Here is a 15027-nt window from a genome sequence, read left to right as displayed (position 1 = left end):
CCATCACTATGAGTGTGGATATGAAATTATTCAATACATTTTTTATGTGTTTTATATACAAACAACACTAATTATAAGTATTTAGTGCTACTGCCAACACTGATCCAAGTCCCCAGACTTTTCCGTAAAGCTTTTCCTGCAATTTTTGCAAAATCGCCCTATATTGGGCCAAATTTCAAAAACACGTCCGTCAGAAGATACCGTCAAGAGAGCGTCCAGATGTCCAGCAGTGCCTCCCCCGCCCTGTCCGAAGTCAGCCTTGCGCAACCACAAGCCAACAGAAATGTCGCCATCTGGCTGTTTTCCTGTGCAGCGATGGTGTTCATCATGGTGGTGATCGGGGGCCTGACGCGCCTGACCGAGTCCGGGCTTTCGATTGTCGAATGGCGGCCCTTTACCGGCATCATCCCGCCGATGAATGCAGCGGACTGGCAGGCGCTTTACATCAAATACAGCCAGTATCCCGAGTTTCAGAAAATCAATGCCTGGATGTCGGTCGAGGATTTCAAATCCATCTTCTGGCTGGAATTCATCCACCGTCTTTGGGGGCGGTTAATCGGGGTCGTGTTCTTCGTGCCCTTCGTCTGGTTCCTGGCCAAGAAATCGATTGATCGTACGACCAAGTGGAAGCTTTGGGGGCTGTTCATCCTTGGCGGTCTGCAGGGCCTGATGGGCTGGTACATGGTGATGAGCGGTCTGGTCGATCGCCCCGATGTCAGCCAGTATCGCCTGACTGCCCATTTCGGACTGGCGCTGGTGATTTTCATCGCCCTTCTGTGGGTCGGCCTGCAGCAACTTAGCCCGCGTACAGCGACGACCAACTCATCAACCCGGGCCTGGCAACTACTGGGCCTGATCGTGTTTACGGCCCTGTCCGGTGGGTTTGTCGCAGGCCTGAATGCCGGGCATGTTTACAACACCTTCCCGCTGATGGACGGACAACTGATCCCGGATGGGCTTTATGTCTTTGATCCGGTCTGGCTGGCCCCTTTTGAAGACCACATGACCGTGCAGTGGGATCATCGTTGGCTGGCGAAACTGACCTTTGTCATGGTGCTGGTTTTCTGGTGGTGCGCTCGCAAATGGGGCCTTGATACCAAGCAACGCTTTGCCACCCATCTGGTTCTGGCGGCAGCCTGCCTTCAGGTCACCCTTGGTATTTCAACTCTTCTGAGCGTCGTCTGGTTACCGCTTGGTGTCGCGCATCAGGCCGGTGCCGTTGTTCTGGTCGGTACCGCAATCTATGCCGCCTATAGGCTTCGAAGCTAGTCGTCTGCCTTGTGCAGAGCCTTGCGGATGCGGTGCATTGAAAACCAGATCGCACCCAGCACCAGCGGAACGGCTACACCCGTGGCGACCCGGTCATTGATCGGAACGCCGGCATCCTTGATCGCCTTGAACAGATAACCCAGAAGCCCGACCGCGTAGTAGGTGATGGCCGCGACCGACAGACCTTCAACGGTTTGCTGCAGACGCAGTTGCAGCTTCACACGACGGTCCATACTGGCCAGAAGGTCGCGGTTCTGCGCCTCAAGCAGGATATCTACACGGGTGCGCAGCAGGTTGTTGGCGCGCGCGACACGTTTCGAAAGAACCTCCAACCGGTCGCCGATATTCTGACAGGTCCGCATGGCCGGTGCCAATCGACGTTCGAGAAACTCGGCAATGGTTTGCATGCCCTCGATACGTTCTTCGCGAAGCTCGGTCAGGCGCGCCTGCACGATGCGGTAATAGGCACGTGCTGCACTGAACCGATAGTTCAGCGATGCGGCCATTTCCTCGGTCTGGGCGGCGAGATCAGTCAGCTTCGCAAGCGTTTCTTCGTCATTGGTTTGCGTCTTGCTGGCCATTTCGGCGGTGATTTCCGACAGGCGGGGATCGATTTCAGATACCTTTGGCGTCGCGCTATGAGCCAGTGGAAAGGCCAGCAACGCCATCATGCGATAGACTTCTATTTCTTTAAGCCGCTGCACCAGACGCCCGGCCTGAAGATTCTCCAAGCCACAATCCTTGACCAGAATGCGGCCAAACCCGTCGCCATGTAGACGAAAATCCGTCCAGACCTGTGCGGTGCCGCCGAGGATCCGGCTGCCTGTCAGGCCGTTGTGACTAAACAGCCGCGATAGATCGTCATCACTGCGATCTGTTTTCTCGACTACGATGTGCAGCCCGACAATCAATTGGCCTGGCGTTTCATCAAGCCAGTCACGCGGCACAAGATTGATCACCGGGTCTTCGAACGGATTGTTGAACGGCTCGGTCCGTTTGAAAACATAGACCGTGAATTCCGCATGGCGTTCCCAGATCACCGAAAAGCCGTCACAGGCGGCCTCGAAATATTTTTGATCCGGGGCGGGTGGTGTCAGGCTATAGCGATTGCAAAACGCGGTGAAATGGTCGCGCACGGCCTGATCAAGGTCTTCGCCCGTCTGGAAGGCAAGGCAGGAACAGCGCGCAGGACTGGTCACGCCGCCGAAGGGCCGGGCGTGAATTTCATTATGAAGGGCGACGCGCTGGGGATGTTCGACAAACATTGCCACGGGCTTTCATAATTGGTTATTGCAGTCTATATAAACCACTCGGGCCATGGCTTTGTCCTTTGCCCGAACAAGTACCTGTATAGTCGAAAGTTGAAGGCACCAGAAACCCTAAATTGAGTAAGGGATAATACTGCCTCAACCGAGATATCATGCAGGGAAAGACATTTTCTCTGGCCGAATAATCCCGGCCCCAAGGAGGTTCCATGACCGATCTTCGCACCACCGACAATCTGTTTTTCGCCAAGGGTGATCTTGATCGCGACCGGCTTGAATCACAGGTCAATGATGCGCTTGGCACGGCTGAAGACGGGGAACTGTTCCTTGAATACCGCCAATCGGAAAGCCTTGTCTGGGATGATGGGCGCCTGCGCAGTGCGAACTTTGACACCGCACAGGGCTTTGGCTTGCGTGCTGTTGCCGATGAAGCCACCGCCTTTTCCCATTCCAACGAACTGTCCAATGACGCCGTCGCACGCGCGGCCGAAACGGTCAAGGCAGTCGGATCGGGCCGTTCTGGCAAGGTCGATCTGGGATCGATCGGCACAAACATTTCACTTTATTCCGACGTGAACCCGTTGGGTGAGGCGACCTTTGAAGCGAAGGTCGATCTCCTTGCACAGATTGATGCCTATGCCCGGTCACGTGACCCGCGTGTTGTACAGGTATCGGCATCGATTTCCGGCAATTGGCAGGCGGTTCAGATCTGGCGGTCCGGCGGACAGCGCATTGGCGATATTCGCCCGCTTGTGCGGTTCAATGTCTCGGTCGTCGTCAAACAGGGTGACCGCATGGAAACCGGTTCACACGGCGAAGGTGGCCGTATCGGCTATGACGGGTTCTTTGATGAAAAGACCTGGAAGAAGGCGGTTGATGAATCACTGCGTCAGGCGGTCGTAAACCTTGATTCGGTGGCAGCCCCCGCCGGTGAAATGACTGTGGTGCTTGGTCCGGGCTGGCCTGGCATCCTGTTGCACGAGGCCATTGGTCACGGGCTTGAAGGCGACTTTAACCGCAAGGGTACCTCTGCCTTTGCAGGTCTTCTGGGCCAACGGATTGCATCGCCCGGTGTCACGGTTGTCGATGACGGCACCATTCATGACCGTCGCGGATCGCTCTCGATTGATGATGAGGGCACGCCAACACAGCAAACCGTTCTGATCGAGGACGGTATCCTCAAGGGCTTTATGCAGGACCGCCTCAATGCCCGCCTGACCGGGGTGAAGTCCACCGGCAACGGACGCCGCCAGTCCTATGCCCATGCCCCGATGCCGCGCATGACCAACACCTACATGCTGGGTGGCGACAAGGAGCCGGAAGAAGTTCTGGCATCCGTCAAAAAGGGCATTTACGCGGTCAACTTCGGCGGTGGTCAGGTTGATATCACGTCGGGCAAGTTCGTGTTCTCGGCCTCTGAAGCCTATTTGATCGAAGACGGTAAGCTTGGCGCACCGGTCAAGGGTGCCACCCTGATTGGCAATGGCCCGGACAGCCTGACCAAGGTTTCCATGATCGGCAATGACATGGAACTTGATAACGGCATCGGGACCTGCGGCAAGGACGGGCAAGGTGTTCCGGTTGGCGTCGGACAGCCGACGCTTCGCATTGACGGCCTGACCGTTGGCGGCACCGCCGTATAACCGTGGATGGACCTATGGATAAATCCTATACCACCTTTCGGTAATTTTATCATCCGCAAGGATAAAAAACCTATCCCTTAGCGAGCAACCACACCAACCTGCCGAATGGCTATCCCTTGGTTTGCAAAGACCATAATCTGATTTGACAGGTTCCAAACAGGTTATGGTCGCCAATCGGGTTTCGTCACCAATCTTTGCCCGTGACATTCCTTGGACAACGCGACAGCGATGACCTGCCAATGGTAGGAAAGCAGTTTGAAGACAGGCATATGGCAGTACGTGACCACGTCGATGATGACGGGTGTAACGGTGCTTGCAATCGGAATGGCCGAAGCCCGCGCACAGCAAAGTATTGATGTGCGAACAGATGAGGCACGCCAGTTCTCCGAAGATTTCGAACGGCTGACCGACGTAACCGCGCGGGCGAATTTCCTGCTGCGGACTGATGATGGCGGAGACATAACCTACGCCGATATTCTCGCCAATCCTGACGACATTGTTCTGAACTTCCGCTGGGCCAAGGCGCAATTGGCGCGCGGGGAAGTCCGGGGGGCGTCGGCAACGCTCGAACGTATTCTTGTGCTTGATCCGGATCTTGCACCGGTACGGCTGTATTACGCGATTGTGCTTTATCGCCTTGATAGCCTGGACGAGGCCCGCACCCAGTTTGACCGTCTGTTGCAGATGAACATCTCGCCCGAGGTCGAAGCCAACATCCAGCAATATGTCAGCGCCATCGAACGCCGCCGCAAGCGCCTGTCGCAAAGCGTAACCCTGACTCTGGGCAGTCAAATCGACAGCAACCGAAATTCGGCCCCCAACGACAAGATACAGCTCCTGACGGGAACGCCCACCGCCATTACCTCAAGCGCTGACAAACCCAACAACGATATCGCCTATATCGGGGCGCTTCGCTATGACGTCAGCTATGACCTGGGTTATCAGGAAGGCCACGAGATTTTTGCCAGTGTGACTGGCTATGGCAGTGATCAGGTTCAACTGGATGCGCTGGATCTTGGGTCATTTTCTGCTGAAATCGGTACACGTATTCGTGGCGGCTACTGGATGCTGACGCCAACACTCAGCCAGACCGCACAGTCGCTTTCGCGAGAAAAGTACCTGACGGCCAGAACCGGGCGCCTGCGTCTGGACTGGAACGTCCGCCCGTTTTTCAACCTCAATGGTGCGGTCAGCTATTCCGACGAGCGTTATCAGAACACCTCTGAATCGAGCGCCCTTCGCCTGCATTCCGGCCAAAGATATGGCGCACGCGTTGGCGGAAACTATAGCTGGTCACCAAACAACCGCACGACGGTTAACCTGTCTGCCGGGATGAAGGATGCCGCGAGAAACTATTACAGTTACAATAGCTTGAGCGGCGAGCTGATCCATGCTTATCTGTTTGGTGGGGGAAGTTACATCAGCGGCAGCATCCGCTATGGCATGGACCAGTACCGCGATCCGGATTTTTTGACGACCGGCAATTCGCCGCAACATCGAACGGACCGCAGTACAAGAACACGCCTGACCTATGGTGCGCCGCTGTCAACGATATTGCCGACCGAATTGTTTGGGGATAGCGCAACGGCAAATCAGATATTTGACTTTCTGGCACCGATCAACTGGTCGATCACGGGCGAGTATCTGAACACAAAATCAAACATTCCCAACTACGAATACCATAACGCACGTGCGCAGGTATTTCTGACACGCCGCTGGGAGTTCTAGTGATGTACAAGGCCAAGACTTCGCCCCTGACCTGCAAGAAATCGATCCGACGACTTGCGACAACAGCCTTGCTGTGCGCGCCGTTTCTGGCTGCCACGTCGCTTGTCACACCGCAACCGGCACAGGCAGAAGTCCAGGCCGAAATGGCTGGTGTATCTGCTGCTGTGACCGGTGAAATCACACTGGCAAAAGTCACTGGCGAAGTCGGTATTCTGGTTGAAAGCGGCATGCCGGTTTATCTTGGTGATCGCATCACGACATCGGCGGGTGCAGGCATGCAGGTTCTGTTGCTTGATGAAACGGTCTTTACCATCGGCCCGAACAGCGACATCGCGATTGATGAGTTCGTATATGACCCGGCAACGGGTGATGGGCGGATTGTTGCCGACATGGCCAAGGGTGTTATGCGCTTTGTGACCGGCAAAATTCCGCTCAACAATCCATCAAGCATGGATGTGAACCTGCCGGTTGGCTCCATCGGCATTCGCGGCACAATTGGCCTGATCCGGTCGATGACGGCCGAGCAGGCAAATCAGATCGTGCCGGGAAGCTTCGATACATCAAGTCCTGATGCAGCCAATCAGCCGGTCTTCATGGCGGTCAACCAGGGCCCGGGCCTGTCACGTAATGACACGACCTCGCGCCCGGGGGCTTTTGCCGCCTTTAATCAGAATGGTGGCTCACAAAGCGTAACCGGCGAGAATTTCGGCGTTTTTGTCTCAAGCAACAACGTTACACCGCCCACCCGCTTCCCAACCGATGCAGCGACCTTTGACTTCTCGACGAATGTTGTCCGTACCGCATCACGCGGCAGCGATGGTTCCGGCTCGGGGGGCAGCAATGGCTCTTCATCCGGATCGTCGGGCGGCCAGCAACCGGTTGTAACCCAACAGCAGACCGGACAGGCTCAGAACCAGACCGGCTCGACAAGCGCACAAGCCATCAACGTCGCCATGGCACAAATGGGAACGGTCAACAGTGCGTCCAACGTGGCTGAAACCACGTCGATCCTGAACAACAACACAACGCAAAACAGCTCGTCCTCCAGCGGCTTCACTTATGATGGCCTCAGACAAGTCACCAGTGGATCAGCAACGACTGGAACGATCGATATTGATGGTGCCAATGTTGATTACAGCTTCCGTTCTACTGTGAACTATGCAAACCGAACGATCGAAATCTACTTTTCGAATGTTCAAGTAAACGATGCGGGCCCGGTGGGTTCAGGCGGCATTCTCAACGGCCAAGACCTCCCCACCACTTTCGACTATTCCGGCACCAATGGCGATGTGAAGTTTGCGAGCGGTGATTTTTCATACGATAGCAACTGTCAGTCTTTAGGCTGTAGCGCAACAGCAACGTTTAAAGACGCCCACAATGTAGACTTCAACATGGCGACCAGCGGCTATTCCGAAGGCACAGACGGCAGCGCGACACTTGAATAAGCCTGCCGATCAAACGGAAACATAAAACCTGATGCGCCTTAGCAAATCCGGCATGCTGACCGGGCTGCAATATCTTGTTCCACTGGGCATTCTGTTCACCTGCATCGTTTTGCGCTGGCAGAATGTGCCGGTGATTGATCAGTTGCGTTTGACGGTTTTCGATCTTTATCAGCAGATTTCCCCGCGAGAATTTGAAGACGTTGGTGTTCGGATTGTCGATATCGACGAGCGCAGTTTGCAGGAAGAAGGCCAGTGGCCATGGCCACGCACGAAGCTCTCGGAACTTTTATATCGCCTCCGCTCCAACGGGGCTTTGGTTGTCGGCTTTGATATGGTTTTTGCCGAGCCGGATCGTACATCGCCATCACGCGTGATCAAGGATTGGCCTCAAGGCCCGGACAACGACCGCATAGCGGAAATGGCCGAAGCACTGCCGGACCATGACGAGCTTTTCGCCCGCTTCATTGAAGGCACCGGCAATGTCATCACCGCCGTCCAACTGCGTAACGGGAAGTTTGAAGCCCTGCCCCGTCAGGTTGGCAATTTCAGTGCCGCTGGCGAAGCCGGCCGCAAGCTTTCCGACTTTGTCCCGGTTTTGCCAAGTGCGGCCAAGAACCTTGATGTGATCGAGGCGGCGGCAACTGGTAATGCGTTGGTGAATGTTTCGCCCGGTCAGGACGGGGTTGTGCGCCGTGTTCCGTTGCTGGCCGCGATCGACCATGAGCAGCCGGTCATTGGCAAACCCGTCTATCCAACGCTAACCCTTGAAATGCTGCGTGTTTTGCAAAACGCCCCCAAGACCATGCTGGTGCGCATGTCCGGTGCCAGCGGCAGTACGCGCTGGACCAGTTCGGAAGGTATTGCATCGGTTCGCGTTGGTGCCGTGACCATCCCGACAGATCATGCTGGCAATATGTGGGTGCATTTTACCGGTCATCAGAATGATCGCTACTTGTCGGCAACCGATGTCCTTGAAGGCACCGTTGGCCGCAACATTTTGCAAAACAAGATGGTTCTTCTGGGAACCAGTGCTGCCGGCCTGCTTGATTTGCGTTCAACCCCGCTTGACCGGATTATCCCGGGGGTGGAAATCCACGCCGAAATGCTCGAACAGATGCTTTTGGAGCATTTCCTCACCCGTCCCTATTGGGCGGCGGAGGTCGAGATGCTCGTCCTTCTGATCGTTGGCATATTCTTTGTTTTGACCGTTCCACGCCTTGGCGCGGTCTGGCCGGCTGTTATCGGTTTTGCGATCGCGGCCAGTGCGCTTGGCGTTTCTTGGTGGGCATACACACACGAACTTATCCTGATTGATCCGCTTTATCCGATTGTCGGTTTGGCAGCCGTGTACCTTGCGACCAGCTCCCTTGGGTTCATGCGGACAGAGGGTGAGCGCCGTCAGGTACGTGCAGCATTTGCCAACTATCTGTCCCCCGCGCTTGTCGCGCAACTGGCCGAACATCCCGAGCGCCTCAAGCTTGGTGGCGAGACCCGTGACTTGACCTTGATGTTCTGCGATGTTCGCGGATTTACGGCGATCTCGGAGGGCTTCAAATCCAATCCGCAAGGCCTGACCCGTCTGATCAACCGGCTTCTAACGCCATTGACCGAGTGCATCCTCGACCGGGAAGGCACGATCGACAAATATATGGGCGACTGCATCATGGCGTTCTGGAACGCCCCGCTTGATGTTGAAAACCATGCCCACCATGCCTGCGACGGCGCCCTTGCCATGCGAAACGCCTTGAAACAATTGAATGATGTCCGCAAACTTGAAGCCGACGAAGCCAATGAGACCTTCCTGCCACTCAATGTCGGCATCGGGATCAATTGCGGTGATTGCCTTGTCGGCAATATGGGCTCTGATCAGCGCTTTGACTATTCCGTGCTCGGCGATGCGGTCAATCTTGCCTCCCGCCTTGAAGGCCAGTCAAAGAATTATGGCGTCGATGTTGTGTTGGGCGAGGATGTTGTCAAACGGGTCGGCGATGACTTCGCGGTTATTGAACTGGACCTGATTGCAGTGAAAGGCAAAAGCGAGGCCGTGCATATCTTTGCCCTGCTGGGCGATAAGGCCATGGCAGCCACTGATCCGTTCAAAACCTTTGCTGATCTGCATGCGGCGATGCTTGTTGCTTATCGTACTCAAGGTTGGGAAGACGCCGAAGGATTGATCGAAAAATGCCGGGAAGCATCGCACGAATTCGCATCGCTTGATGGCCTTTATAATCTTTATGCTGAGCGGATTGCGCTATTCAAAGACACACCGCCACCAACCGATTGGGATGGTGTCTTTATCGCCACCAGCAAATAGCGAACTTGCCAAGCGGGTAAAATCCAAACACTCTTGGCCCACCACCAAGCATGACCTTCTTGCATCTAAACTCGCTTTTGCCCGATCCCGTTGAGGCCCCAATGAACTTTTCATCTGACAATGTGACACCGATCTGTCCGGAAATCCTTGCCGCGATTGTCGCCGAAAGCGATGCAAGCGCCCTGCCCTATGGCGTAGATGACAAAAGCCAACAGCTTGATGACGCATTTTCAAAACTGTTCGGGACAGAGGTTTGCGTTGTACCGGTTGCAACCGGAACTGCGGCAAATGTTATCGGGCTATCGGGGCTGGTGTCACCATTTGGTGGTGTGGTGTGCCATCATCACGCCCATATCAATGTTACGGAATCAACCGGCGTTGCGTTTTACGGCGGCGGGGCGAAATTGCTTTGCATGGACGGCCCGTCAGCAAAGATCGAGGCTGATGCGCTGGATGCCTATTTGACCAGCCATGTGCCAAACGGCATGCATTCCGTCGATCCCGAATGTGTCGCAATCACTCAAAGTACGGAATTTGGAACCGTTTACAGCGTTGACGAAATTCAGGCGATTGGATCGGTTTGCCAGAACCATCAAATGCGGCTTTTCATGGATGGGGCACGCTTTGCCAATGCGGTTGCAGCCCTTGATTGCCATCCGTCCGAAATTACATCAAAAGCCGGTGTCGACGTCCTGAGCTTCGGCGCGACCAAAAACGGCGCACTCGCGGTCGATGCCATTATTCTGTTTGATCCGGAACTCCGGCGGAAAACGGAACAAAACCGCAAGCGCGGCGGCCATCTGTTTTCCAAGCATCGCTATCTAGCGGCACAACTTCTGGCCTATCTTAAAGATGATCTGTGGCTGCGAAATGCCCGTCATGCCAATGAAGCTGCAACGGCACTTGCCAAATCTCTATCAGGATTGGACGCAACGCCGGCCTTTGCCCCACAGGGCAACGAGCTGTTTATTCACATGGATGGTCGACTGGCTGCAAAGCTGCGCGACGCAGGTATCGTATTTCGTCCATGGCCTTCGCTTGGCCCGGATGCCTATCGATTTGTATGTGCCTGGAACAGCCCGATTGAAATGATCAAGGTCCTGCCAGATACCATTGGTGTTTAGCCCCACCTTGCAACATTGCGCGGTTACGTATGATATCACCGCCCGAATGCCACCGAAAAATAACGAGATTTAAGATGAATTTTGCCTCGGACAATGTATCGCCCTTTTGCCCGGAAGTACTTGAAGCCCTGACAAAGGACGCATCGGCCAACGCCCCGGCCTATGGTAGCGACAATATCAGCCAGAAACTTGATGCTGCCTTTTCCGAGCTGTTTGGCAAGGACGTTGCCGTTATTCCGGTGGCAACCGGCACCGCGGCAAACTGCATCAGCCTATCCGCACTTGTGTCGCCCTATGGCGGGGTCGTCTGTCACCACGAAGCGCACATCAATGAAGATGAAAGCACCGGTGTTGCCTTCTTTACCGGCGGCGCGAAGCTTTTGCCTATGGATGGCCCGGCCGCCAAGCTGGAAGCAGGCGATCTCGATGCCTTTATCTCCGGCCTTGTTGATCGGGGCGTGCATTCTGTCGCCCCGGAATGTGTGGCAATTACCCAGGCGACCGAACTGGGTGCGGTTTACACTATTGATGAGGTCACAGCGATTGGCGATGTCTGTCGCAAGCATGACTTGCGCCTGTTCATGGATGGTGCGCGTTTTGCCAATGCGATGGCCCATCTGAAATGTCATCCGGCCGATATCACCTGGAAGGCCGGTGTTGATGCCATCAGCTTTGGCGCGACCAAAAACGGTGCCATGGCGGTCGATGCGATTGTTCTTTTTGACACAAGCCTGAAAGCCCGGATCGAACAGGCCCGCAAACGCAGCGGCCATCTGCATTCCAAGCATCGTTATCTCGCAACTCAGCTTCTGGCCTATATCAAGGATGATGTCTGGCTGAAAAATGCAGCCCATGCCAATAAAGCGGCACAGGCACTTGCCGACGTTCTCGTCTCACAAGGCGCAGAACTGGCGCACGCGGCAGAGGGGAATGAGCTATTCGTCAAAATGGCGCCAGAACTTGCCAGCAAACTGCGTGATGCTGGCCTGATGTTCCACGGATGGCCATCGCTTGGTGCTGATGTTTATCGATTTGTCGCGGCCTGGAACACGGATATCGTGCAAATCACCAAACTCAAAACCACCCTAGGGTAGAAATTCACACAAAAAGCCGGGGTGAAATCAAACGAATCATTATGTTTCAATAAGATATGAATCGTTTGAAAGCACATTTCAAACACGTGATTTAACGATTTCACCCACCGAGCTTTGAAAAAAATGCACAGCTGCCCCGACGAAAGTGGACAGTGAATTTCATAAAAATAACAAACACTTGACTTAAATTCATCATTTCCGCCCCTCCTCAGGCTACGTAAAATCCCGCAGGAACCGTTGACGATACGTAGAAACCCTGATTACTTTCCCTCGTCGATTGCCAACATTCATACCTGTTGGATCGGGTAAACCCCGTCCGTTGCAAGATGCACCGTCAAGCGTGACCAAAAAATGTCACGCAGACAGCATCGATTTGTTCGGACCAGCCTTGAGGGAGGCATTTAATGAAAGCGAATTTCGTCAAAGTGGCACTTGGTGCAGGCCTGCTTGCAGCCACCGCACTTGCTGCTCCGACTGCCGCTTCGGCAAAAACTCTGGTATATTGCTCGGAAGGTAGCCCGGAAGGCTTCAACCCGTCGCTTTACACCGCAGGCACGACCTTTGATGCGTCCTCGCGTCAGGTTTTCAACCGCCTGGTACAGTTCAAGCGCGGCACCACCACCATCGTTCCGGGTCTTGCGACCAGCTGGGACGTTTCGGCTGATGGTCTGGAATATACCTTCAACCTGCGCAAAGGTGTGAAGTTCCACACCACCGAAGATTTCACCCCGACCCGTGATTTCAATGCTGATGACGTGATCTTCACCTTCATGCGTCAGTTTGACAAAGAGCATCCGTATCACGGCGTTTCCGGTGGCTCTTACGAGTACTTCAACGGCATGTCCATGCCGGACCTGATCAAGGACATCGTCAAGGTTGACGACTACACCGTCAAGTTCGTCCTGAACCGCCCGGAAGCTCCGTTCATTGCCAACATGGCGATGGACTTTGCATCGGTTCTTTCGGCTGAATACGCCGACGCGATGATGGAAGCCGGCACCCCGGAAAATGTTGACCTGAACCCGGTCGGCACCGGTCCGTTCCAGCTGGTCGCTTATCAGAAAGATGCGGTTATCCGTTACAAAGCATTCCCGGAATACTGGGAAGGCAAAGCAGCGATCGACAACCTGATCTTCGCGATCACGCCGGACAGCACCGTTCGCTACCAGAAGCTTAAAGCTGGCGAATGCCATGTCATGCCGTACCCGAACCCGGCTGATCTGGAAGAAATGGACGCAGACGCAGATGTCAACCTGCTGAGCCAGGAAGGTCTGAACGTTGGTTACCTCGGTTACAACACCGAGAAAGAGCCGTTCACCGATCCGAAAGTTCGTAAAGCACTGAACATGGCGATCAACAAAGACGCCATCATCGAAGGTGTTTACCAGGGTGCAGGTTCTGCTGCGAAAAACCCGATCCCGCCGACCATCTGGTCTTACAACAACGACACCGTTGATGACCCGTATGATCCGGAAGCAGCCAAAGCCATGCTGGCAGAAGCTGGTTACCCGGACGGCTTCACCACCGACATCTGGGCCATGCCGGTTCAGCGTCCTTACAACCCGAATGCTCGCCGTATGGCAGAGCTGATTCAGGCTGACTGGGCTGCGATTGGCGTCAATGCCGAGATCGTTTCCTACGAGTGGGGTGAATACCTTGATCGCACCAAAAAAGGTGAACAGGGTACCTTCATGCTCGGTTGGACTGGTGATAACGGCGACCCCGACAACTTCCTTGCAGTTCTTCTCGGCTGTGACGGTGTTGGCGGTTCGAACCGCGCTCGTTTCTGCAACGACGAATTCGAACAGCTGATCCAGCAGGCGAAAACCACCTCGGACGTTCTCGAGCGTACCCGTCTGTACGAAGAAGCACAGCTGGTCTTCAAACGCGAAGCACCGTGGGCAACCATTGCACACTCGATCGTATTTGAGCCGGTCCGTAACGAAGTTGTTGACTACAAAATCGATCCGTTCGGTGGTCACATCTTCTACGGTGTAGATCTCGCTGAGTAATCGCACCAAAATCTAGTCAGAGAGGCCCGGTTTTCCGGGCCTCTTTGCAATTTCGTAAAAGAGAGAGACATCCGGACGGACAAACCGCCCGGAGATAAAAAGGCCCGATGGCATGCTAGGATTCCTGTTTCGCCGTTTGGGGGACATCATCCCGACCTTCTTCGGTGTCACCCTTCTGGTATTTTTCCTGATCCGCCTTATTCCCGGCGATCCAATCTTGATGTTGGCCGGTGAACGTGGTGTCGATGCGGAACGATACGCTGAACTTCAGGCTCAATACGGCTTTGATCAGCCGATTATTGTCCAGTATTTCGATTACCTGGTGGGTGTATTCCAAGGCGATCTTGGCAAGTCCTTTGTGACCAAAAGGCCTGTCCTTGATGAATTCCTGACCCTGTTCCCGGCAACGGTAGAACTGGCCATCATGGGCATCCTGTTTGCGGTGATACTCGGGGTTCCATTCGGGGTTCTGGCTGCAATCCATCGCGGAAAGTGGATTGATCACCTGACGATGTCGTTATCGCTTACGGGCTATTCGATGCCGATCTTCTGGTGGGCCCTTCTTCTGATCATGTTCTTTTCGACCACTTTGGGCTGGACGCCGGTTTCCGGGCGCATCTCGGTCATGTTCTTCTTTGAGCCGGTGACCGGCTTCATGTTGATCGACAGCCTGCTGAGTGGCGAAAAAGGTGCTTTTTCAAGTGCAGTAAGTCACCTGATCCTGCCAACCGTGGCCTTGGGGACGATCCCGATGGCGGTGATTGCGCGAATGACGCGCTCCTCCATGTTGGAAGTCCTTGGCGAGGAATACATCCGTGTTGCCCGCGCCAAGGGTCTGGCACCGATCCGTGTGATCATGGTCCATGCCCTGCGCAATGCCCTGATCCCGGTAATTACGGTGATCGGTCTTCAGGTTGGTGTGCTGCTGGCCGGTGCAATCCTGACCGAGACGATCTTCTCTTGGCCGGGTATTGGCAAATGGATCATTGAGGCCATGAACCGTCGCGACTATCCGACCATTCAGGGCGGCATTCTGATGATTGCCTTCCTTGTCATGGCCGTGAACCTGATCGTTGACCTGCTATACGGGGTCGTGAACCCCCGTATCCGGCACAAGCGTTAAGGGAGCTGCG

10 protein-coding genes are annotated in these 15027 nt (G+C 54.7%); 9 read left to right on the top strand and 1 reads right to left on the bottom strand.

What is annotated here, in order from left to right; genetic code table 11:
• Nucleotides 1-219: 219 nt before the first annotated feature.
• Nucleotides 220-1269, top strand: a complete 1050-nt coding sequence (locus tag CMO10_RS10550; RefSeq protein WP_297021658.1) for a COX15/CtaA family protein — start codon at nt 220-222, stop codon at nt 1267-1269.
• Here the strand turns inward: CMO10_RS10550 and CMO10_RS10545 are convergent.
• Nucleotides 1266-2534 (bottom strand): DUF3422 family protein, encoded by a 1269-nt coding sequence (locus tag CMO10_RS10545; RefSeq protein WP_297021787.1) that lies wholly within the window; start codon nt 2532-2534, stop codon nt 1266-1268. The two genes, CMO10_RS10550 and CMO10_RS10545, sit on opposite strands and share 4 nt — an antisense overlap.
• 209 nt (nt 2535-2743) lie before the next feature.
• On the opposite strand from CMO10_RS10545, the gene tldD reads away from it, so the two are divergent.
• The 8 genes from tldD (at nt 2744) to CMO10_RS10505 (ending at nt 15017) form a co-directional block, all read left to right on the top strand.
• The gene (gene tldD / locus CMO10_RS10540; protein ID WP_297021655.1) at nt 2744-4177 is read left to right on the top strand and encodes a metalloprotease TldD; all 1434 of its coding nucleotides are present in this window, start codon (nt 2744-2746) and stop codon (nt 4175-4177) included.
• Between the two features lie 255 nt (nt 4178-4432).
• The gene (locus CMO10_RS10535) at nt 4433-5905 is read left to right on the top strand and encodes a hypothetical protein (protein WP_297021653.1); all 1473 of its coding nucleotides are present in this window, start codon (nt 4433-4435) and stop codon (nt 5903-5905) included.
• A 2-nt stretch (nt 5906-5907) separates the two neighbouring features.
• Nucleotides 5908-7350 carry a FecR family protein gene (locus CMO10_RS10530; RefSeq protein WP_297021650.1) on the top strand — a complete coding sequence of 481 codons (1443 nt, stop codon included), beginning with the start codon at nt 5908-5910 and terminating at the stop codon, nt 7348-7350.
• A gap of 31 nt (nt 7351-7381) precedes the next feature.
• The gene (locus tag CMO10_RS10525; protein WP_297021648.1) at nt 7382-9664 is read left to right on the top strand and encodes a CHASE2 domain-containing protein; all 2283 of its coding nucleotides are present in this window, start codon (nt 7382-7384) and stop codon (nt 9662-9664) included.
• Between the two features lie 101 nt (nt 9665-9765).
• Entirely contained in the window at nt 9766-10788 is a 1023-nt protein-coding gene (locus CMO10_RS10520) for a threonine aldolase family protein (RefSeq protein ID WP_297021645.1), read from the top strand.
• Between the two features lie 74 nt (nt 10789-10862).
• The gene (locus tag CMO10_RS10515) at nt 10863-11882 is read left to right on the top strand and encodes a threonine aldolase family protein (protein WP_297021644.1); all 1020 of its coding nucleotides are present in this window, start codon (nt 10863-10865) and stop codon (nt 11880-11882) included.
• A gap of 404 nt (nt 11883-12286) precedes the next feature.
• Entirely contained in the window at nt 12287-13894 is a 1608-nt protein-coding gene (locus CMO10_RS10510) for an ABC transporter substrate-binding protein (RefSeq protein ID WP_297021641.1), read from the top strand.
• 112 nt (nt 13895-14006) lie between these two features.
• A complete protein-coding gene (locus CMO10_RS10505) occupies nt 14007-15017 on the top strand; it encodes an ABC transporter permease subunit (protein ID WP_044827552.1) in 1011 nt (336 codons plus the stop codon).
• The last annotated feature ends 10 nt before the right edge of the window (nt 15018-15027 follow it).

The organism is Thalassospira sp., from assembly GCF_002709775.1.
In the GTDB taxonomy this organism is placed as follows: Bacteria; Pseudomonadota; Alphaproteobacteria; order Rhodospirillales; family Thalassospiraceae; genus Thalassospira.
The sequence above is the reverse complement of the archived record's forward strand: the minus strand, read 5'-3'. Positions and strand labels throughout refer to the sequence as shown.